This window comes from Thermomicrobium roseum DSM 5159 (genome assembly GCF_000021685.1).
Classification (GTDB): Bacteria; Chloroflexota; Chloroflexia; order Thermomicrobiales; family Thermomicrobiaceae; genus Thermomicrobium; species Thermomicrobium roseum.
Genome location: NC_011961.1, coordinates 502,378 through 522,165, shown reverse-complemented (window position 1 = coordinate 522,165; position 19,788 = coordinate 502,378). Strand labels below are relative to the sequence as shown.

Below are 19,788 nucleotides of genomic sequence, written 5' to 3'. Positions count from 1 at the left end.
GACTATGATGCATACGAACGCATGTGCGACTTTCGGCACGGAAAGGGGGACACGTGCCGGTATCGCGAAGCGCTGGCCAAGGAGTGAGCACCCGCCGAAGCGAGGCAAGCTCCGTTCCGGAGGTTGCGCACGCGGGCGGCGCGGACGATCCCCGGCGCGAGCGGATCGCCTGGCTTCGCCAGCTCATCGCCGAGCGCTTCGGCTCGCACGTGTTGCTCGATCCGGCATGCCTGGCGTTCAGCGCTGCTCCGGTTCGATCGGCGATGCCGCCCAGCTCGACCACGAGCCCGCGGTTCCTCTCGACCGATCTCCTCGGTCTCGATCTCGCACTCGGCGGTGGGCTTCCTCGCGGCCGGTTGATCGAGCTGGCTGGCCCAACCTACTCCGGCAAGCGGACGCTCGCGGGCTGGTTCGTTCGGTCCGTCCAGCGTGCTGGTGGCTGGGTCGCCTACCTCGATGCGGCACACAGCGTCGACTTCGACCGCCTGCACCACTGGGGTGTTGCTGTCCTCGATCTCCTCGTCGCGCTCCCACAATCCGTCACCGAGGCCCTCGAACTCGCTCGTCTTCTCGTGCTGTCCGGAGCGCTCGACCTCGTCGTGCTCGATCTCCCACCGCATCTCGCGCTGCGGTCGGCACTCGACCGCGGCCTCCGCCAGCTCCGTCCGCTCCTGCGCGGTCTGCCGACGGCGTTCGTCGTCGTCCGCGATCGAGTGGACACACCCGCGCTCGCCACTGCGCAGGTACGACTCCGGCTCGAGCCGCTCACGCAGCTCGTCCGACCTGGGCCGCTCGCAGCGCAAGCGTTACCCGAGGGCTTGCGCGTCCATGTCCGTATCGAACGTGGCCCGCTGTGGCCACCGCGCGATCCACCGGTACCGATCGAGTTGTGCCTACGCGAAGGAGTGCGTGTGGCTCTCGAGCGGATCGATCTCGGCCTGGCGCTCGGCGTCATCCGCTTGCATTCGCTCGGTCTGGTTTTCGCTGAAACCGTCCTCGGGCGAACTCGTGAGCGGGCAGCTGTGCGCCTCCAGAGTGATCCGTCGCTCTGGTCACAGTTGGAGGAGGAGATCCGTGTCCGTTGGCTATCTGGCGATCGATCGCTGGCCGCACCGACCGCTCGATGAACTCCTCGCTCCGCTCACGCCGGCGATCCAGAAAGACGAGGAAGAGCGGGGAGTCTGGTTCGATGCGAGTGGTATCCGGCTCCAGCACGGTGACGAGGAGCGGTACGGACGAGCGGTCCTCGCCACGGTCGCGCATGCTGCCGGAACTGGCCGGATCGGGATCGCCGCGACTCCCTGGGTCGCTCGGCTGGCTGCCCGGCTCGCGGCCCCGGACGAGGTGATCGTGGTCCCGGAACTGGAGACACGAGCCTTCCTCCGCCCGTTGCCGCTCGAGTGGCTTCCGTTGCCGTCTCGCGTCCAGGATCGGCTCCGCGCGCTCGGCATCGTGACCATCGGCCAGTTCGCTGATCTCCCACTCCAGAGCCTCCGTCGGCGTTTTGGAGCCGACATCGTGCTTGCCCATCGCCTGGCCCATGGAGACGATCCGACTCCGTTCCGCGGCTGGACGCCGCTCGTTCCGCTTCGCGCTGAGCGAGCGCTCGAGCCGCCGATCGCAACGCACGATGCTCTGGAGCCGGTACTCCGTTCGCTCTGCCGAGAGATCGCTGATGGGCTCGCTGCGCTCGCTCACGCTGCTCGCAGTATCCAGCTCGAACTGGTCGAGGAAGCCGATCGGACGGTCGCGCGCTTCCGTCGTCTACCCCAGCCGCTCCGGACAACGCCTGAGCTGTTTGCCGTCGCCTGGTCGCTGCTCGCCGGTATGACCGTCGTTCATCCGATCGTGCTGCTCCGTCTCACGGTCGAGGAACATGCGCCCGTGCACGCGAGCCAGCCAGCACTCTTCGACGAGACACCAGCACGAACCGCCGAACGCGAGCGTCTCTGGCAGGCCGCGCAGCGGTTCGCTCGTGGGCGAGTCGTTCGCATCCTCGAGCATGTGCCCGTGGCTCCGCTTCCGGAACTCCGTTGGCGTGTCCAAGGTATGACCCGCCTCGCCGCGCATCCATTCCACGGCGAGCCGGTGCGACTGGCGCGTCGCCCGAGCGGCTGGTGGCTCTGGCTCGGTGAGCGCTGGATACCCATCGTGCGGGGTGGCCTCTACGAGCGGCTCGATCTCTGGTGGCCGGTGGAACGCCATCGTCGGACGGTGTGGGTCGAGCTGGCCGATGGCCAGCGGCTGCTGCTCGCCCGCGACCACCTCGCACGCGATGGCGCGTCCGAACGTCCGACCTGGCGACTCGTCGGACGACTCGATTGAGGTGAGGGCGCAGGATGGGCGCACCGTACGCCGAACTCCATGCTCACTCCTGCTTCTCGCTCCTCGACGCACCCTGTCATCCCGAACAGCTGGTCCAGCAGGCAGCCGCGCTCGGCTACGAGCACCTGGCGCTCACGGACCACGATGCGCTCCACGGTGTCGTGCGCTTCGTCCGCGCTGCCGAGCGAGTCGGTATCCACCCGATCGTCGGCGCCGAGATAACGATGGAAGACGGCAGCCACCTCGCGCTCCTGGCGGAGGACGAACGCGGGTATGCGACGCTGGCGCGCCTCCTCTCGGCGGCGCGACTCGGTTGGCCGACGCCCGAGGGGCCGGGAAGCGAGGACACCGCGCTCGCGGGCTCGCCCGCGCGGCGAGCCGTCGCGCTCCCCTGGCACTGGCTCGTCGACCACCACGATGGCCTCATCGTTCTGACCGGTTGCCGTCAGGGCCCACTCGCACGCGCCCTGACAGAGGGGAATCGAGCGGACGCGCTCGCTCGTGCCCACTGGCTCGCTCGCGTCTTCGGTCCGGAGCGTTGCTTCGTCGAACTCCAGGACCACGGGGAGCGCGGCGATCGCGAGCGCTGCACCGAACTGGCTGCGCTCGCTCGCACTGCGGGTTTACCGCTGGTCGCGACCGGAAACGTGCACTACCTGGACGCAGCCGGCTGGCGGCTCCAAGACGTCCTCGTCTGCATCCGGGAAGGGATCACGATCGAGACGCCACATCCCGCGCGCAAGACATCGGCAGCGTACCGGCTCGTCGCTCCAGCATCGATGGCACACCGGTTCCGCTCGTTCCCCGACGCTGTGGCCAACACGCGGCGGATCGCCGAGCGCTGCCAGGTCTCGCTCGATTTCCGGCAGGTTCGTTTTCCGCCCCTGCCTCACCTCGTACCACCCGGCGAGACACCGATGCAGGTCTTACGGCGCCAGGCGTACGAGGGAGCACAGCGCCGCTACGGCCAGCTCAGCGAGCCGGTCGTGCGCCAGCTCGAGCACGAGCTCGGCGTCATCGAGCGGCTCGGTGTCGCCGAGTTCTTTCTCATCTGCGCTGATCTCGCCAATCGCTTCCGCGGCCGAGGTCGCGGCTCAGCAGCCGATTCGCTCGTCGCCTATTGCCTCGGCATCACACAAGTCGATCCACTGGCCCATCGCTTGCTCTTCGAGCGCTTCCTCAATGAGGAACGCCCATCGATGCCGGATATCGATATCGATTTCGGCCTCGAAGATCGCGAGCGAGCGATCGCCTACGTCTACGCCACCTACGGGGTCGAGCATGCCGCGATGGTTTGTAATTACGTCACGTTCCAGGCGCGGAGCGCGATCCGTGACCTCGGTCGGGTGCTCGGCTTGCCGCCCGAGATCATCGATGAGCTGGCTAAGAGCCAGGGGCGACTCGGCGAGGCACTTCCGGTACTCGCCCGCGCGCTGGCGCCGCGCCTCTCGCCCGACCTCCGTCGCCGGCTTGCCTGGCTGGTTCGCCTGGTGCCGCAACTGGAGGACATCCCTCGTCACCTCTCGGTCCACGTCGGGGGGATGGTGATCGCCGGCCGTCCAGTCGTCGAGTTCACCACCGTCGAGCCATCGCGCATGCCTGGCCGTGTCGTGCTCGGCTGGGACAAGCGGGACATCGAGGAGGCTGGGCTCATCAAGACCGACGTGCTTTGCGTCCGGGCGATTTCGGTCGTCCATCAGGCGATCGAGCTCATCGAGCAGGCGAGCGGGCTCCGCATCGATCTCGAGCAGTTACCGCTCGATGATCCGGCCGTTTATCGTCTGCTGCAGACTGCCGATACGATCGGTACTTATCAGGTCGAAAGTCGCGCTCAGCAACAGAGTTTGCCGCGAACGCATCCCGAACGGTTCGAAGACCTGATCGCCCAGGTCGCCATCATCCGGCCAGGCCCGATCCAGGGCGGGATGGTCCATCCCTACATCCGGCGAAGACGCGGGCTGGAGCCGGTCCGCTATCTCCACCCCAAGCTCGAGCCGATCCTGCGCGAGACGCTCGGCGTCATTCTCTACCAGGAACAGGTCCTCGAGGTCGCCATGGCGATCGCCGGGATGACGGCTGGGCAGGCCGATGCCTTCCGCCGGGCGATGGGGAGCAAGCGCTCGCGCGCCGCGATGGAGGCGCTGCGCGGCGATTTCCTGGCCGGTGCCGAGCGGAACGGGGTAGCGCGGCCAGTGGCCGAGCGGATCTTCGAGCAGATCGCCGCCTTTGCCGAATACGGCTTTTGCAAGAGCCATGCCGCTGCACTCGCCCGCACGGCCTACGAGACACTCTGGCTGCGGGCTCACTACCCGGCTGCACTGCTCTGTGCACTCTTGAATAACCAGCCGATGGGTTTCTATGCACCGGAAGTCCTGATCTGGGACGCGCTGCGACGCGGTATCCACGTGCTCCCACCGGACGTGCTCGCCAGCGCGGCACGCTCAACCCTCACCGGTGATCCCGTCCACGGTCCGGTGCGCCTCGGGCTCACCGCGGTGCGCGGAGTCGGTCGAGCTGCCGCCGAGCGGATCGTCGCCGCGCGGAGCGAGGAACCCTTCCGGGATACCGCGGACGTCGTCCGCCGGGCGCAACTCACCCCGGAGCAAGTCGAGGCGCTCGTCCTCGTCGGCGCGTTCGATCGGCTGGCACCTGATCGCAGCCGGCGCGAACTCTTGTGGGATCTGCTCGCCGTCGCGACCGAGCGCCCGGAGCGTCCTCGCCTCCTCGACGTTTCGGAACCTGCGGTCAGGCTGCCCGAACTCGACACAGTCGAGCAGACCTTCCTTGACTACGCCATTCTCGGCTTCTGCCTCGACCGGCATCTCATGGAGCTCTATCGTGCCCAACGGCGAATTCTCCGCGTCACCCCAGCCGCACGACTCCGCACGCTGCCACCAGGAGCGACCGCACGAGTCGCCGGCCTGGTCGTCTGCCGGCAAGCACCACCGACCGCACGCGGCGTTCTCTTCCTCACGCTCGAGGACGAGACAGGGCTCGTCAACGTGATCGTCCCACCCCCCGTGCGCGAACAGCACCGCGCACTGCTTCGTCGGCAACCGGTGCTGGTGATCGACGGGCGCGTCGAACGCGAGGGAGCATTAGCGAGCCTGGTCGCTGAGGAAGTGCGTCCGCTCGGCCGGCCGCTCAGCGCGCAACCGACTCGCGTCCGCACCCTCTCGCACGATTTCCGCTGACCGTGCGAGCTCGGGCGGCAGGTCGTTCTCGTCAGCCAAAATCCACAGCAACGCAGCGAGCTGGCGACGCTCGGTTCGACTCATCTTCTCCCAGTCAGCCAGCCACTCGCGGATATGCTCGATCGTGGGATGTCCAGCTCGCTGGTGCGCCCCGAGAAAGTAACTGGCGAGACTGCTCGTCAACATCCCGATCACACCGATCCCGACCAGCATCAGCACGACGGCGACCACTCGACCAGCCGGCGTGCGGGGCGCGATGTCCCCGTAGCCGACCGTCGTGACCGTCACGATCGCCCACCAAAGCGCCTCTCCATAACTCTGGATACCAGGCTCGACCAGACGCAGGACGAGGCCACCCAGCACCACCAACGCGCTCGCCGTCACGAGGACGTAGCCGAGCCCGTTCTGGCGGGCAATGGCGCGCAGCTCCTGGGTCGCGCGCCAGAACCAGATGCCCGCCCGGAGCAGCCGCACCAACCGCAGAACGCGCGCGATCCTGAACCAGTCCCACGGCAGGATCGCGACCAGCTCGATCACGTGCTCCCGCATGAAACGTCGCCGATCGCGCGCTCGAGCGAGACGCCAGGCATAATCAGCAACGAAGACCACCCAGATTGCCTGGCTGGCCCTTTCCACTGCCGGCGTCGATGGAAGCGTCAGCAGCCAGACGGCGATGATCGCCAAGGCGGCCATGCCACCCTCGTACAACCACGGAGCGAACCGTCGCAACCGCTGCATGGGTTTTCACCTGTCACCTGCTCGCTTGACCTCACGTGCTGCGCTCCAATCGTACACTTTCCACGCCTGTCCCGCAGCGATCAGCACGCCACGAACTCGCGGAGCCTCGTCCGGCATGCATCCAGCTCACCATGCCCTCCAGCGGCCTCCGCTCCTCTCGAGTCATGCCCAAAAAGGAGACGCTGACGGCATCCCCGTGACGGCCGCCTCGCCCGGATCGGTCTTCTCAAGGGATCTTCTCCGCGAACAAGCGATCCGGTGACTCGCTGGACTCCTCAGATGCATGCGCGCTGTCTCGCCTCAACGATGCTCGCGGGCGCTCTCCGCGTGCGTCCCCCTTCTCCGCCAGCGTGATCCCCGCTAGAATGGGCAGCACATCGGCGGAGCGGGGAGGGAGAGCATGCGCGTCTGCTTCGGTGATCGGCTCTGGACTCGTGACGGACAGGAAGCTGGCACAGTCGAGTGGCTTCTCATCGATCCGCAGCGACTGCGGGTCAACGCGCTGGTTATCCGGCGCGGGCTGATTCTCCGGCATAGTCTCGTCGTACCGCTCGATGCGATCGCACGGGAGGAAACCGGCACGCGCCTGATCCTTCGCTACACAAGCCGCGAACTCGATCAGCTCCCGGAGTTTCACCGCGAACTCTACACGGGCCAAGCAGCCTGGCAGCTGACCGGAGAACGTGCGAGCCCCTTCTTCATTCCCGGTTGGCTGCCACCAGCCTCCCTCTATGAGCCACCGCCGCCATCTCCCGAGGTGATCGAACTCGGCGAGATTGTGCGGACCATCGACCAGGCCAACGCGGTGCTCCACCGTGGCGCCACGGTCATCACGGCTGAGGGAGAACGAGTCGCACACCTGCACGACCTCTGTGCCGAGATTCCCGGCGGCAGGCTCCTCCACGTCCGCGTCCGGTACGGCCTTCCACCGCACGATCTCGATATCCCGGTCGATGCCGTGAGCAGCGCTGACGACGGTGTGCTGTATCTCCGCTGGTGGCGTGACGAGTTCGAGCGCGCAGCCCACGGGGCGACTGGAACGGAACGCTGAGGGGGTAAGATGCCGAAGGAGATCCGCGGTATCGTCGTCGGCAGCCGCAACGCTGCGGTCGGGTTCCCGCGAGCTATCGAGATTTTGCGGGGCGGCGGCAGTGCCCTCGAGGCAGCGATCGCTGCGGTGAAAGCCGTCGAGGACGACCTTTGCGACCAGGGAGTCGGAACTGGTGGTATCCCGAATATCCTCGGCGAAGTCGAACTCGATGCCAGCGTCATGGACGGTCGGACGCTCGCTGCTGGTGCAGTCGGCGCACTCAAGCATTACCCGCACCCGATCGAAGTCGCCCGCCGGATCATGGAGTGTACGCCGCATGTCATGCTCGTCGGTGAGGGCGCCGAACTCTTCGCGCGCACCCATGGGTTCCAGCCCGCGAATCTCCTCACACCGGAGGCTGAGGCGATCTGGCGGGCCGTGATCCATGGGGAGCGGAGGACGGAGCACAATGTCTACGAAGATCGGTACCAGCTCTACATGTCGGTCGTCCAGCGATGGCGCGAGTTACTTCACCGCGAGCTCTTCGGTACGACCAACGTGATCGTGCGCGACCTCGCTGGCAACATCGCGTGTGCGGTCTCGACGAGCGGATGGGGTTTCAAGTGGCCGGGGCGTCTGGGCGACTCACCGATCATCGGTGCCGGTAACTACGCGGACAACCGGTACGGAGCAGCAGCCTGTACCGGACGTGGAGAGATGGCGATCCGCTGTGCGACCGCGCACAGCGTCGTCATGTACTTGCGGTTCGGTTTCACCCTCGAGGATGCACTCCGCCAGGCGATGCTGGATCTCCGCGCCCTGGACGATCCCTATGCCGAGGCCGATACCGTCATGAACATCGTCGCGATGGATCGTGACGGCAACGTTAGTGCGGCATCGACGTCGCCGGAGGCGACGTACGTCGTCCAGACGATCGACATGGAGACGTACGAGGAACGGCCTCGCCTGCACGTGCCGCTCCGCGAATGAACACACGCTGAATCGCCACTGGCCAGGATTCGGTGGGCAGGGTGTGGTCCACTCCGATGAGCCGCCCGAACGTGGGCGTGCGGAGTCGCACCGGTGGCCTAGACCAGCTGCATCGCACAGGAGGTGCTGTATGTCCCACCGAAACGTGTTCCATACCTGGCACGGTGAAGAACGGGCACTCGATCCCAGTGCTCTCGATGCGTTCCGTACGGCTCTCCAGGGTAATGTCCGTACTCCTGGTGATGCCGGCTACGACGAGGCTCGTGCCGTCTGGAACGGGACGATCGATCGTCACCCCGCGTTGATCGTCTCCGCCCAGACGATCGAGGACGTCCAGCAGGTGATAGCGTTCGCTCAGCAGCACGAGATAGTACTGGCTGTGCGGGGCGGCGGTCACAGTTTCGCTGGTCACTCGACGTGCGACGGTGGAATCGTGCTCGATCTCGCTCCGATGAGGCATCTCCGTGTCGATCCCGCTCGGCGCCTCGCGATGGCCAGCCCTGGACTCCGCTGGGCGGACCTGGACGCGGCGACACAGCAACACGGTCTCGCAGTGACCGGAGGGCAGATTTCACACACCGGTATCGCTGGTCTCACGCTCGGCGGCGGGATGGGGTGGTTGGCACGGCAAGTGGGCTTGACGATCGATCACCGCGTCAGTGCCGACATCGTCACGGCTAATGGCACGCTCCGGCGTGCAGCACCGGACGCTGACGTCGATCTCTACTGGGCGATCCGCGGTGGCGGCGGAAACTTCGGTGTTGCGACTTCTTTCACCTTCCGGCTGCAGCCGGTCGGACCGGAGGTCTCCGTCTACCAGTTGGCTTTCCCGGTCGAAGTTGCCGCACAGGTCTTTTCGGAAGCCGAGAAGCTTCTGGAAGCGAGCCCACCGAGTCTTTCGGCGACCTTCGCCTTCCTGACGACACCGGAAGGCATGCCGGTCGCTGCACTGACGCTCGTGTCGACGGCATCCAGCGAGCTGACAGCGCAGAGTTTCGCACCGTTCCGCGGTCTCGGAACTCCTGTCTTCGAGGAGACCGTACGGGTACCTTACACCGCGCTGCAACGCATGCTGGACCAGGTTGCGGCGCCGGGGCTCCGCTACTACGGTCGCGGCAACTTCCTCGACACGCTCGATCCGCTCGTCATCGAACCGCTGGCCACTGCCTACGCGGAGGCACCGTCGCCGCAGAGTCTCGTCCTGTTCGTTCGCCTCGGTGGTGCAGTCACTGCCATTCCAATGGAAGCCACGGCGTTCGCGCATCGCAACCGCCCCTGGGCTGTGACCGCCCTGGCGATCTGGCGTGACCCGGCCGACGATGATACGAACCGGACTTGGATCGAACGAGCCTGGAGCGCTTTGCCTGCTCTGCCGAAGGCCGTCTACGTCAACGAACTCGGTGACGAGGGGAACGAACGCGTGCGTGCTGCTTACGGCCCGAATTACGAGCGTTTGAGCCAACTCAAGCGACGGTACGATCCGAACAACCTCTTCCGCCTCAATCAAAACATCCGGCCAGCTTGACCCACCCTGTGCGCCCGGGCAGCCTCTTGTGCCCGGGCGCGTGCTGGTCACCCAGCGAGGGCGACGCCGAAGAGTCGCCCGACGCCGAAGGTGATCGCCGCAGCTGCCAGCCCGATCAGCACCTGCCGCAACCCGGAGCGAAGTGCGCTGCGACCGGTGATGACCGTGATGCCAGCTCCGAGGAGAAACAGGGCCAGTCCACTCAGCACGACGCTCGCTACTGCTGCCGGTATCCCGCCCCAGGCGATGTACGGCAGGACGGGAACGATGGCTCCGATCGAGAAGAGCAGGAAGGACGCGATTGCGGCTTCCCAAGCCGAACCGCCCAGCTCCTCGGGGTCGATCGCCAGTTCCTCCCGGACGAGCGTCTCGAGTGCGGGTGCACCCTCGCGGATCAGGCGATCGGCGAGTTCCTGTGCCGTGTCAGCCGGTACTCCCTTCGCACGGTAAATGAGTTCGAGTTCCTCGCGCTCTTCCTCCGGAAACGCGATGAGTTCCTCCCGCTCGATCCGGATCTGATGCTCGAAGAGTTCCCGCGCACTCTGCACAGAGAGCCACTCGCCCATCGCCATGGAAAGCGAGCCAGCCAAGAGACCAGCGATTCCGGTCAGCAGGATCGCCTTGGGAGCCAGGTCAGCACCGGCCACCCCCATGACGAGACTCAAGTTGGACACGAGTCCGTCGTTCGCACCGAGCACAGCAGCGCGCAGCGCGTTTCCTCCGACAGCACGGTGACGGCCTTCCAAGATGGCCAGCGAGCTCCCGGGGAGGCCGCTCGGCCGTTCACGCCCGATCAACTGGAGCAAGCGCGCATGCTGATGCTCGGTCGCCGGCAGCGCAGTTACCGCAGCCTCGGGTTGCGCATCGTACTTAGCTTGGTCAGCCCATTCCCGTGCAGTGACCGTCGGGAGGACCAGCGCTGCTCCCAAATGCCGTGCGAGCGCGATGAGGACACGCGTGCGCCAGCCTGGGCGGAGCTGGGGAACCGGCACACCGAGTTCGCGGAGTTTCTGTTCCCAAAATCGGGCGTGCTCCTCCTCCATGGCGGCCAGTCGCAGAAAGACTTCCCGGAGTTCCGGCGATCGCTCAGCTTCAGCAAGGCCTCGATACAACGCAGCGCTGTCGATCTCGTCCTGGAGATTTTTTCGATAGCGAGCGATCGCATCGTGTGCGTCGGTCATCGCTGCGCATGCTCCCTTTCGCCCGTCGCGGCTGACACTACCATGAGGCGGTCCGGTGCGGTAGGCTCTGGCTTCAGGCGAGCAGCCACTCTACTCACCCTGCCGGTATCGCACGGCAGGGAGTGGCAGATCACTGAAGCGCAAAGAAGAGGGTTAGTACGGTCAACAGAATAATGGGGCGGTGATGGAGTTCGTGGATTTCTGGTCACGCACCAGCGGCACATGGATCAACGCCACGACAGTCGCAGTCGGAACCGCTTTCGGTCTCCTTCTCCACGGTCGCTTGCCGGAACGAATGCAACGAATCGCTGTCCAAGGTGTCGGCCTCACGACCGTCTTCATCGCGCTCTCCATGGCAGGGAGTCTCGGAAAGGCAACGGTCGGGCGTTTCGATGGTGTGGTACTCGGACTGGTGACACTCGTGCTGGGTGGACTGCTCGGCGAGTGGTGGCGCGTCGAGGAGGGACTCGAAACGCTAGGAAACTGGATCAAACGACGTGTGGGTGGTGGCGGTTCCTTCACCGAAGGATTCGTTGCCGCGAGCCTGCTCTTCTGCGTGGGACCGATGACGCTGATCGGCTCGCTCAACAATGGCCTGACCGGTGACGCGACACTGCTGGTCATCAAGGCGACTTTGGATGGGATCTCCAGTGTCGCACTCGCCAGTGCTTATGGGGTCGGCGTCGGGTTCTCCATCCTTGTGATCCTCCTGTATCAGGGAGGCGTCTCGCTCGCCGCTGGTGCCCTGGCCCAAATGCTCCCTGATCCGGCCAACGACCCTCGCATCCTCCTGGTGACCGGCGTCGGCGGCGTCATGATGATCGGGATCGCCATCAACTTGCTCGGCTTGGGGCGAGTACGCGTGGCCTCGTTCCTGCCCGCGCTCGTGCTGGGTCCATTCGTCTCCGCGCTCGCTCGCTGGTTGAGCTGACCGTACGCCCGTAGCTCCCTCAGGAGTCGACGTACACGGTGACAGTCGCGAGAGCCACCCACGGTTCGGTACCGTAGTCTCCCGGAGTGGCGAGTGAAAGCGAGATCGTCAATTGCGAACCGGCGAGGAGCTGGGATTTGTCGATCATCCAGGCGAAGGTTCCCCACTCGCCATGCGGGAAGGGGCTCACACCTTCCCAGACCGTCAAGCCATTGATGCCGATGCGCAGGACCGGCGCGAGCGATCCTGGATTGGTCATCCCTTCGGCGACCAGCACGAGTCGCTGCACCGAACTGGACGGATTCAACCAGATGCGGCCTTGCGAGGCACCGCTTTGCGTTCCGTAGAGAACAGCGGCAGTCGCTGGAAGGGAAAGGTGCGCGACAGCATCGGAATCTGCCGGTGCCGCTCCCGCCAGATTGTTCCCAGCGAAGGCATACGGTGTGAGCGTTCCGAGGACGCCACCGATACTCGCGACCGGCACCGGCTGCCCCATACGGGCCATCGGCGGTAAATCTCGCCAAGGATCGGGGGTCGGCGACGGGGTGGGCGACGGCGTCGCCGTCAGCACCGGAGTAGCCGCAACCGGCGGACTGACTGACGGCCAGGGCCACACCGCCGGCGTCGCTTCCGGCGTCGGTTCCGGGTGCGGAACGGGGGTTGGAGTCACCGATGGCGGGCTTGTCCGCGGCGGAACGACTGGTGCATTCGGGGCGACAACTGCCGGTGAGGGAGTCGATGCGAGTGCAGGAGAAGGCGTCGGCATCGGCTCGTGGGTCGGGGTGACAGTCGGCGAAGGACGCGGAACCGGTGTTGGCGTCGGCGTGCTGGCCCGGCTCGCCGAGAGCACAGGCAGCCCGGGCAATTGAGCCGGAGCTGGTAATGGAGTCGGCGTCGGCGCCGGCCGATCGGTCCGGAGCGTAAAAGCTGGAGCGCTGGTGACCGTCCTCTGCCCAGCATCGACCGCCGGTCGGTTCGTCACCAGCGAGTTGGCGAGGGCGATGCCAGCCCACAAGCCGCCGAGCAGTGCGGTGGTCAGCACGGCCACCACCAAGGGTCGACGGGTGAGTTCGATCAGTCGCTGCCGCAGGGCCACAGTCGGTCCCGTCCGGGAGCCCACCAAAGATGCGCCCGCTGCGGGAGCCGTTCCCCCAGTTGGCCCCACACTGCCTATCCCAGCTGGAGTCCAGGCTCGCTGCGAAGCGAGGAGATCGAGCAGATACGAACCCGGTTGTGGGTCCGGCTCACCACGCGCGAGGCGCAGGCGTGGACACTGATCGAACGAACCGAGACAATACGATGCTTGCCAGGCGAGATCGGTGAGTGGCCGATGATCGGCTGCGCACACCCGCTGCTCGCCGAGCGAGAGCGCATGGGCCTCCGGATCGACGAGCAAGCGGAAGTACGGGCAGGCGGGCGGCCGCTGCGGTGCCGGCTCACCGGTGTAGCGTGCCCCACTGAGCATCCTCGCCGTCCCCTCTCGTTGCCAGTCCCTCCCCGCCCCTCAGCGCCTGCTTACCGCCCCCGTACTCGGTGTACCTGAGCGGAGCACGCTGTGGGGAGATGACTCCGGTCCTAAATCGGCCGGTCCGGTCGGGAGAGAGGTATGTGCGCATTTCCTAGGTTGCGAGAAGCGCCGCTCGGGCACAGGCAGACAGGGAGAACCACGGTCGAGCAGACACGACCGATCCCGCCCGAGCGAGAACGACGGTGGTGAGGTCACACGGGAGGGACGAACTGGGAGACTTCCCCGGACGGCGAGCGCACCTGATCAGTGCGGGGTGCCCCAGCCACCGCCCCCGGGCGTTTCGATGCGGAGACGATCCCCCGGACGGACCGTCAGGCGCTGCTTCCCTCGGAGAGGAACTTCCTGCTCGCGACCGTCCGGCAGGTGCGTGATCAACAGATTCCGTCCGGTCGCACCCGGCTCGCCACCCTGTAATCCCCAGGGCGCAAAACGCCGACGCTCGGTCAGCAACGTCACCTCGGCGCTCGTCAGGAACTCGAGTTCGCGGACGAGTCCATCTCCGCCCCGGGCGGCACCGCGCCCCCCGGAACCGTCACGCATGCTATACCGCACGACACGCAAGGGATAAGCGTATTCCAGGGCCTCCACCGGCGTATTGCGGGTGTTGCTCATATGGACGTGAACACCGGACAGTCCATCCAGTCCTGGACGTGCTCCCATCCCCCCGCCCATCGTCTCGTAGTAGGCGAATGGTGTACCAGTGCGCGGATCCCGACCGCCGATGGTGAGGTTGTTCATCGTACCCTGGCTCGCCGCGGGGATGACATCGGGCAACGCCGTCGCCAGTGCGCCGAACAGGACATCGACGATCCGTTGTGACGTCTCCACGTTGCCTCCGGCGACTGCCCGCTGCGGTCGGGCGTTGACCACCGTACCCACCGGTGCGATCACCCGCACCGTCCGGAAGACGCCGTGGTTCATCGGCGCATCCTCCGGCATCAGGCAGCGCAACACATAATACACAGCTGACTTGGTGACGGTCTCGACCGTATTGATGCTCCCGGGTCGCTCGGAGGACGTTCCGGTGAAATCGACCTCCAGCACCTCGCCATCGACGGTAATCGTCGCGGTGATCGCGACGGGTTCTTCGCTCACACCGTCGTCGTCCAAATAGTCGGTGAAAGAGTACGAACCGGGAGGGATCTGGCAGATGGCGGCTCGGGCCAGGCGCTCTCCGTAGTCGAGGAGTGCCGCCGAGAGCGCCTGGTACGACGCGAATCCATAACGAGCGACCAGCTCGCGCACCCGTCGTACACCGGTACGGTTCGCGGCGTACTGGGCGAGCAGGTCACCACGACGCTCTTCCGGAGTGCGCACGTTGCGCAAGATGAGAGCGAGCGCTGCCTCATTCAACTGACCACGCTGCCACAGCTTGATCGGCGGAATGATGATCCCCTCCTGGTACAGCTCGGTCGCGATCGGCATCGATCCTGGACTGATACCGCCGACATCGGCGTGATGCGCACGATTGGCCACATAGCCGAGCAGTACGCTGCCGCTGTCGTCGAGAAAGACCGGGGTGACCATAGTGATATCCGGGAGATGATTCCCTCCCAGATAGGGATCATTCAGGACGACGACGTCGCCGGGCGCGAAGGGAGCGCAGTGCTCGATGACCGCACGCACCGAGTCAGGCATCGAGCCGAGGTGTGCCGGTATGTGGGCCGCCTGCGCGAGCATCTGTCCAGCTGGATCGAAGATGGCGCAGGAAAAATCGAGCCGCTCCTTGATGTTCGGCGAGTAACTCGAGCGCTGCAGCGCGGCTCCCATCTCCTCGGCAATCGCACTGACCGCGGCCGCGAAGACAGCGAGCGAGATCGGATCGACGCGTGCTTCACCGCTCATCGTCCGGCCTCCGAGTCGTGGTGCTTCCCAGTGAGCAGGTCCACCCCACCACCCCGCTGGCGGAGGACGATCGAAGTTCCGCCGTCGACAAATCCCCGCCAACCAGGTGGGATCACGATCGTGCTGTCGTATTGCGTCACCAGTGCCGGACCGACGAGCAGCGCTCCGGGGCCGAGTTCTTCTCGCCGGTAATGCGGCACGCGATGCGGCGCGACGCGATCGTCGGTACCGAAAAAGACGACCCGCTCATCGATCGCTTTAGGTGCCCACAGTTCGGTAATGGGTTCTGGTGGTGGAAGTTCGGCTGGGCTCGGCGCACTGGCCCGCAGGCGCGCCGAAACGACCATCACCGGTTCACCAGGCATGGCATAGCCATAGCGATCCTGATGCGCGGTATGAAAGGCGCGCACGGTCTCGGCCAGCGAAGACTGGTAGGGAATCGTCAGCTCGTACGACTGCCTCGCATACCGCATGTCGAGGGCACGGTGGAACAGCAGCTGGTCGGGCGTGGTTCTGTCGGCCGCAGCATCACGCAGTGCCTCGGCCTCCAGTGCGGCGAAGGCCTGGCTGACGGCCGACGTCGCAGCAGGCTCGCTCACCTCCAGCATCAGACTCCGCGTGTAGTCACGCAGTCGGTCAGCTGTCAGCAGACCGAGAGCGGAGAGCGTGCCGGGATGCGGCGGGATGAGCACATACGGGATATGTAGTGCGGAGGCGAGCAGGCACGCCACCATCGGCCCCGCTCCACCGAACCCCACCAACCCGTATTCCCGCGGATCCTTCCCGCGCTCGACCGTGATCACCCGGATCGCTCCCACCATCTTCGCCTGCGCCACCTCCAGGATTCCCCAGGCCGCCTCCTCGAGCCGCGCGCCCAGCACGCGCGCCACTCGACCAATTGCATCCCGCGCTCGATCCACCTCGAGCCGCATCTCCCCACCCAGAAAGGCATCCGGAAGCAGCCACCCGAGGACGACAGCCGCATCAGTGACCGTTGGTTCGCTCCCACCCCGCCCGTACGCCGCTGGCCCCGGCACTGCTCCCGCCGACTGCGGTCCGACCCGCAGCACACCACCGGTATCGAACCACGCGATCGAACCACCCCCGGCACCGACCGTGTGAATGTCCAGCATCGGGACCCGAACGGGGTGACCAGCGATTTCGCCTTCGCTGCGTTCGCTGGGCGTCCCATCGATCAGGCAGACATCGGTGGAGGTTCCACCCATGTCGAAGCTGATGACGCGCGAGAACCCGGACCGGGCAGCGACGGCGCGTGCCCCGATCGCTCCGGCCGCCGGTCCGGACAGAATGGTGCGGACCGCCTCTCGCCCAGCCACCGCCGCGCTCACCAGTCCGCCATTCGATTGCATGATGTCGAGCGCACAGCCGGCGGGAAGACTCGCCGCCAGCCGCTCGAGATACCGTCCCATTACGGGGGCAACGAACGCATTCAGCACCGTCGTCGACGTTCGCTCGTACTCGCGATATTCCGGCGAGATCTCGTGAGATGCCGAAACGAGGAACCCTCGTGCGCGCAGGAACTCCGCAACCCGCTTCTCATGCTCGGGATTGACGAAGCTGAAGAGAAGACAGACCGCGACCGACTCCACGCCTGCCACCCGGAGTTCTGCCACCACGCTGTGCAGGTCATCGTCAACCAGCGGCACGAGCACGCCACCGCGCTCGTCCAGGCGCTCGCGCACTTCGAAACGGAGCGCCCGCGGAACCAACGGCGGGGGTTTCGTCTGCCGCAGATCGTAGAGCCGTGGCCGGTTCTGTCGGCCGATCTCCAGCACGTCGCGGAATCCCGCTGTCGTCACCAGCGCGGTACGGGTTCCCTTCCGTTCCAGGATCGCGTTCGTTGCTACCGTCGAACCGTGCAGGAGTTCGCGCAACGCAGAAAGGACGCCGAGACGCTCGAGTCCACGCACGATCGCTCGCGCCGGGTCGTCCGGAGTCGACGGTTCCTTGTGGAGACGAAAACTAGTGCCCTCGAGGACGACGAAGTCGGTAAAGGTCCCACCGGTATCGACACCGACCCGAACCATGCCCGCTCCCTCGCTGTGACGACATACTCCCCAGAACCTGACCCACGGTAGCACAGCTGGCTATGGTACAGGTCTGTCGCCCCGAACGCACGTGGAACGTGCATGCTATCCGTCCAGATGGATACCTGCTCCCTCTCAACGGCCCGGCCCCGTCGATCACTGGCACGTGAGCGAGTGCCCCCATCGGGAGTACTGCGGGAAAGAAATGGAACGTGTTTCTCTTCACCGCACGGTCAGAAGAAGCAGGGGAGAAAGGTACACGTGCGACTTTGGCTTCCAAGATAGACGCAACATCGATGGAAGCTCTCGGTGGCTACCACGTGCTATGGGGAAAGCCGTTGGGATGGTAGGGCCGAACTCCAGTAAAGGCAGCAGCACCAGCCTGCCGACCGCCTGAGAAGGTTCAGTGGCCTGTGTCGCTCGCCAACCTGACCGGCTGCACGACTCGCTCGTTGTCCAGCGAGCGGGGGAAGCGATCGACCCGGGAACACCGGGATCACGATCGCTTCCACGTTGCCGGGAATGCCGGCGCTCGCAACCACACCTCTCGTTCACCGTTCTTCACTCGTCCAGGGCGAGTGTTACCGCCGGGGCACGGACGAGCCGTCCAGTGACCGGAACTTCGAGCCACACGCGCTGCGTGCCCACCGGTGGAAGCTCGAACTCGAGTGTCGAAGCTCCGGCGAAGACACCGCCTCTCTCGTCCCGTTCCAATCCTGTACTCCCACCGATGTTGCGATAGACCTTGCCCGTGTCCGCTCGGAGAACGATGCCCTCCCAGACCGGTCCGACGAGAAGTCGCCGGCGCGCTTCCGGGTCGAGCTGGTTCCGCACGACCAGCACCATCTCATCGCCCCGGCGCTGCACGCTCGTCACCGTGAGTGGCTCACCGCCCAACTCGAACGCCGTCCCGAGCGGGACGATCGCCCCCTCTGGCACTGCCCAGAGTGGGCTCAAGTCCAATTCGATCCGAACCGGTTCGGGGTGCGCGACGACCCAAGGGTACCACTCGACCGCGAACGCCCGTGTCTGCTCGCCCAGCGGCGGGAACTCCGCCACGCGTGACCCGTCGGGCAGTGGCCATTCACCCGAGGCTTCCATCAGTCCCCCGTTGGACAAGCGCACCCGTAGGCCATTTTCGAGGACATTCGAAGGGCCCAGCTTTCCGGTCTCGAGCCGGTAGACAATGCCGGTGCCGGCTTGGCTGGACAAAAGACGGTGCAGCACGATCCGCAGGTCAGGGTGGTCAGTCGCTATCTCGCGCTCCACCGCAAACACGGTCGGCGCTACAGCCGCTCGATCGAAGACGCTCCTCGGGAGAACAAAGGTCCAGGGACCCTCGATCCGGCGCGGGCTACCGTTGAACCCCGATTCTGGTGCCACCAACAGCCATTCGATCGTCACGGTGGCCTCTCCAGGCTCGGCAGGCCGGTAGCCCACGAGCAGGTCGACCGGAAGCCAGCCGTCCCGTTCCGGATAGCTCACGAGACTTCCCCAGAGACGCTCGTCACCGACGAATCCGGTCACGTCCAGCATCTCGGCGGTGATCGGGAGGAACGTCTCGCTGGGCCGCGTGGCCATTTCACGTCGCAGCTCCAGGCGCAAGACGGTGCCGATGAGCCGCGCCTGCACGTCGGTCAAGCGAATGCGGATGCCGCTCGCTCGCGTTTCGACCGGCAACCCGGTCGCGCGAGGACTCTCAGCTGGGCCGCACCCGAGCACGAGCGGTACGGCGAGAAGCATCGCCATCGCGGCGACGCTCCACCGCCCTGCTGCACGCTGTCTCCACCCGCCCCGATGCATGGCACACCTCCTATCGGGTCATCGCCCGCCAGTACCAGTACGTCGGACACCGGTACGATTTGATACCAGCTGCCCGCAAGAGGCCTGCCGAACTGCCACAGATATCCTCACCACTCGTCGTGTGCTCGATCCAGACAGGCGTGTTCGGTCCACCCCAGTACATGCGCTGCCCGAAGGCTTCGTACGTCCACTGCGGCGTATTCCAGTAGTACAGAGGAAACGGCGCCCCGTTGTCCCAGAACCGCCCGTTGTACGGGGCTGGCGCCGAGCGCGTCCAGCGATAGTCTTCACAGACCGCACGATGGCCGACTGTCATGACGTTGACCCGCAAACCGAACGACTGGACGAGAATGTGGTCGCTGTATGGGGTATGCCGCACGCGGGCAATCGAACGAAAATTGTTCCCGGCTGCATCGCGCAGGGCATACTCGGGGGAATCGGCATCGAGCGCCTTCGCTCCAGTGACTGTCACCAGCACGGCGACGAGCGCGAGGAACAAAGCCTGCCGAGCATGTCGCATGAGGCGATCCTTTCCGTAGCTGGTCGACTTGCCACACTCAAGGTAGCAGAGAGAGAGTTGTCAAGTCTCCAGAAGGTGCGATCGAACCCGATCAGTTGTTCACGTCACCTGCCAACAGCGGCCAACGTCG

The 19,788-nt window shown here is 65.6% G+C and carries 14 protein-coding genes; 7 read left to right on the top strand and 7 right to left on the bottom strand.

Annotated elements, in window-relative coordinates:
• The first annotated feature begins 53 nt into the window (after positions 1 to 53).
• Genes TRD_RS13930 through TRD_RS11570 form a run of 3 tightly spaced genes read left to right on the top strand, consistent with a single transcriptional unit; the run spans position 54 to position 5,519 of the window.
• Positions 54 to 1,127 (top strand): P-loop NTPase family protein, encoded by a 1,074-nt coding sequence (locus TRD_RS13930; RefSeq protein WP_012643219.1) that lies wholly within the window; start codon positions 54 to 56, stop codon positions 1,125 to 1,127.
• The gene (locus tag TRD_RS11575) at positions 1,075 to 2,325 is read left to right on the top strand and encodes a DinB/UmuC family translesion DNA polymerase (protein WP_041437318.1); all 1,251 of its coding nucleotides are present in this window, start codon (positions 1,075 to 1,077) and stop codon (positions 2,323 to 2,325) included. The genes TRD_RS13930 and TRD_RS11575 overlap by 53 nt, the downstream gene beginning before the upstream one ends.
• A gap of 14 nt (positions 2,326 to 2,339) precedes the next feature.
• Positions 2,340 to 5,519 (top strand): DNA polymerase III subunit alpha, encoded by a 3,180-nt coding sequence (locus tag TRD_RS11570; protein WP_012642612.1) that lies wholly within the window; start codon positions 2,340 to 2,342, stop codon positions 5,517 to 5,519.
• Here TRD_RS11570 and TRD_RS11565 read toward each other — a convergent pair.
• Complete coding sequence (locus tag TRD_RS11565) at positions 5,424 to 6,257, bottom strand: potassium channel family protein (protein ID WP_052294133.1); 834 nt, start codon at positions 6,255 to 6,257, stop codon at positions 5,424 to 5,426. The two genes, TRD_RS11570 and TRD_RS11565, sit on opposite strands and share 96 nt — an antisense overlap.
• A 400-nt stretch (positions 6,258 to 6,657) precedes the next feature.
• Between TRD_RS11565 and TRD_RS11560 the strand changes: the two genes are divergently transcribed.
• From TRD_RS11560 to TRD_RS11550, 3 genes are all read left to right on the top strand, one after another.
• The gene (locus TRD_RS11560) at positions 6,658 to 7,308 is read left to right on the top strand and encodes a PRC-barrel domain-containing protein (RefSeq protein ID WP_012642763.1); all 651 of its coding nucleotides are present in this window, start codon (positions 6,658 to 6,660) and stop codon (positions 7,306 to 7,308) included.
• 9 nt (positions 7,309 to 7,317) lie between these two features.
• Positions 7,318 to 8,277, top strand: a complete 960-nt coding sequence (locus tag TRD_RS11555; RefSeq protein ID WP_012643150.1) for a glycosylasparaginase — start codon at positions 7,318 to 7,320, stop codon at positions 8,275 to 8,277.
• 130 nt (positions 8,278 to 8,407) lie between these two features.
• Positions 8,408 to 9,802, top strand: a complete 1,395-nt coding sequence (locus TRD_RS11550) for an FAD-binding oxidoreductase (RefSeq protein ID WP_012642510.1) — start codon at positions 8,408 to 8,410, stop codon at positions 9,800 to 9,802.
• 47 nt (positions 9,803 to 9,849) lie between these two features.
• Here TRD_RS11550 and TRD_RS11545 read toward each other — a convergent pair whose 3' ends face one another.
• Positions 9,850 to 10,983, bottom strand: coding sequence for a VIT1/CCC1 transporter family protein (locus TRD_RS11545; RefSeq protein WP_012642386.1), 1,134 nt, complete (start codon positions 10,981 to 10,983; stop codon positions 9,850 to 9,852).
• A gap of 184 nt (positions 10,984 to 11,167) precedes the next feature.
• On the opposite strand from TRD_RS11545, the gene TRD_RS11540 reads away from it, so the two are divergent.
• Positions 11,168 to 11,914 (top strand): DUF554 domain-containing protein, encoded by a 747-nt coding sequence (locus TRD_RS11540; protein ID WP_041437316.1) that lies wholly within the window; start codon positions 11,168 to 11,170, stop codon positions 11,912 to 11,914.
• Positions 11,915 to 11,933: 19 nt separating this feature from the next.
• Here the strand turns inward: TRD_RS11540 and TRD_RS11535 are convergent, their stop codons facing one another.
• From TRD_RS11535 to TRD_RS11515, 5 genes are all read right to left on the bottom strand, one after another.
• Entirely contained in the window at positions 11,934 to 13,379 is a 1,446-nt protein-coding gene (locus TRD_RS11535; protein WP_012642517.1) for a hypothetical protein, read from the bottom strand.
• A gap of 306 nt (positions 13,380 to 13,685) precedes the next feature.
• The gene (locus TRD_RS11530; protein WP_012643177.1) at positions 13,686 to 15,287 is read right to left on the bottom strand and encodes a hydantoinase B/oxoprolinase family protein; all 1,602 of its coding nucleotides are present in this window, start codon (positions 15,285 to 15,287) and stop codon (positions 13,686 to 13,688) included.
• Positions 15,284 to 17,335 carry a hydantoinase/oxoprolinase family protein gene (locus tag TRD_RS11525; RefSeq protein WP_012643214.1) on the bottom strand — a complete coding sequence of 684 codons (2,052 nt, stop codon included), beginning with the start codon at positions 17,333 to 17,335 and terminating at the stop codon, positions 15,284 to 15,286. The genes TRD_RS11530 and TRD_RS11525 overlap by 4 nt, the downstream gene beginning before the upstream one ends.
• A 561-nt stretch (positions 17,336 to 17,896) precedes the next feature.
• Entirely contained in the window at positions 17,897 to 19,084 is a 1,188-nt protein-coding gene (locus TRD_RS11520; protein WP_012642872.1) for a hypothetical protein, read from the bottom strand.
• Between the two features lie 64 nt (positions 19,085 to 19,148).
• Positions 19,149 to 19,658, bottom strand: coding sequence for a hypothetical protein (locus TRD_RS11515; protein ID WP_012642769.1), 510 nt, complete (start codon positions 19,656 to 19,658; stop codon positions 19,149 to 19,151).
• Positions 19,659 to 19,788: the final 130 nt, after the last annotated feature.

Coding starts and splice junctions, on each gene's coding strand:
- TRD_RS11570 (WP_012642612.1), top strand. CDS start 2,340: ATGGGCGCACCGTACGCCGAACTCCATGCTCACTCCTGCTTCTCGCTC.
- TRD_RS11565 (WP_052294133.1), bottom strand. CDS start 6,257: ATGCAGCGGTTGCGACGGTTCGCTCCGTGGTTGTACGAGGGTGGCATG.
- TRD_RS11560 (WP_012642763.1), top strand. CDS start 6,658: ATGCGCGTCTGCTTCGGTGATCGGCTCTGGACTCGTGACGGACAGGAA.
- TRD_RS11555 (WP_012643150.1), top strand. CDS start 7,318: ATGCCGAAGGAGATCCGCGGTATCGTCGTCGGCAGCCGCAACGCTGCG.
- TRD_RS11550 (WP_012642510.1), top strand. CDS start 8,408: ATGTCCCACCGAAACGTGTTCCATACCTGGCACGGTGAAGAACGGGCA.
- TRD_RS11545 (WP_012642386.1), bottom strand. CDS start 10,983: ATGACCGACGCACACGATGCGATCGCTCGCTATCGAAAAAATCTCCAG.
- TRD_RS11540 (WP_041437316.1), top strand. CDS start 11,168: ATGGAGTTCGTGGATTTCTGGTCACGCACCAGCGGCACATGGATCAAC.
- TRD_RS11535 (WP_012642517.1), bottom strand. CDS start 13,379: ATGCTCAGTGGGGCACGCTACACCGGTGAGCCGGCACCGCAGCGGCCG.
- TRD_RS11530 (WP_012643177.1), bottom strand. CDS start 15,287: ATGAGCGGTGAAGCACGCGTCGATCCGATCTCGCTCGCTGTCTTCGCG.
- TRD_RS11525 (WP_012643214.1), bottom strand. CDS start 17,335: ATGGTTCGGGTCGGTGTCGATACCGGTGGGACCTTTACCGACTTCGTC.
- TRD_RS11520 (WP_012642872.1), bottom strand. CDS start 19,084: ATGGCGATGCTTCTCGCCGTACCGCTCGTGCTCGGGTGCGGCCCAGCT.
- TRD_RS11515 (WP_012642769.1), bottom strand. CDS start 19,658: ATGCGACATGCTCGGCAGGCTTTGTTCCTCGCGCTCGTCGCCGTGCTG.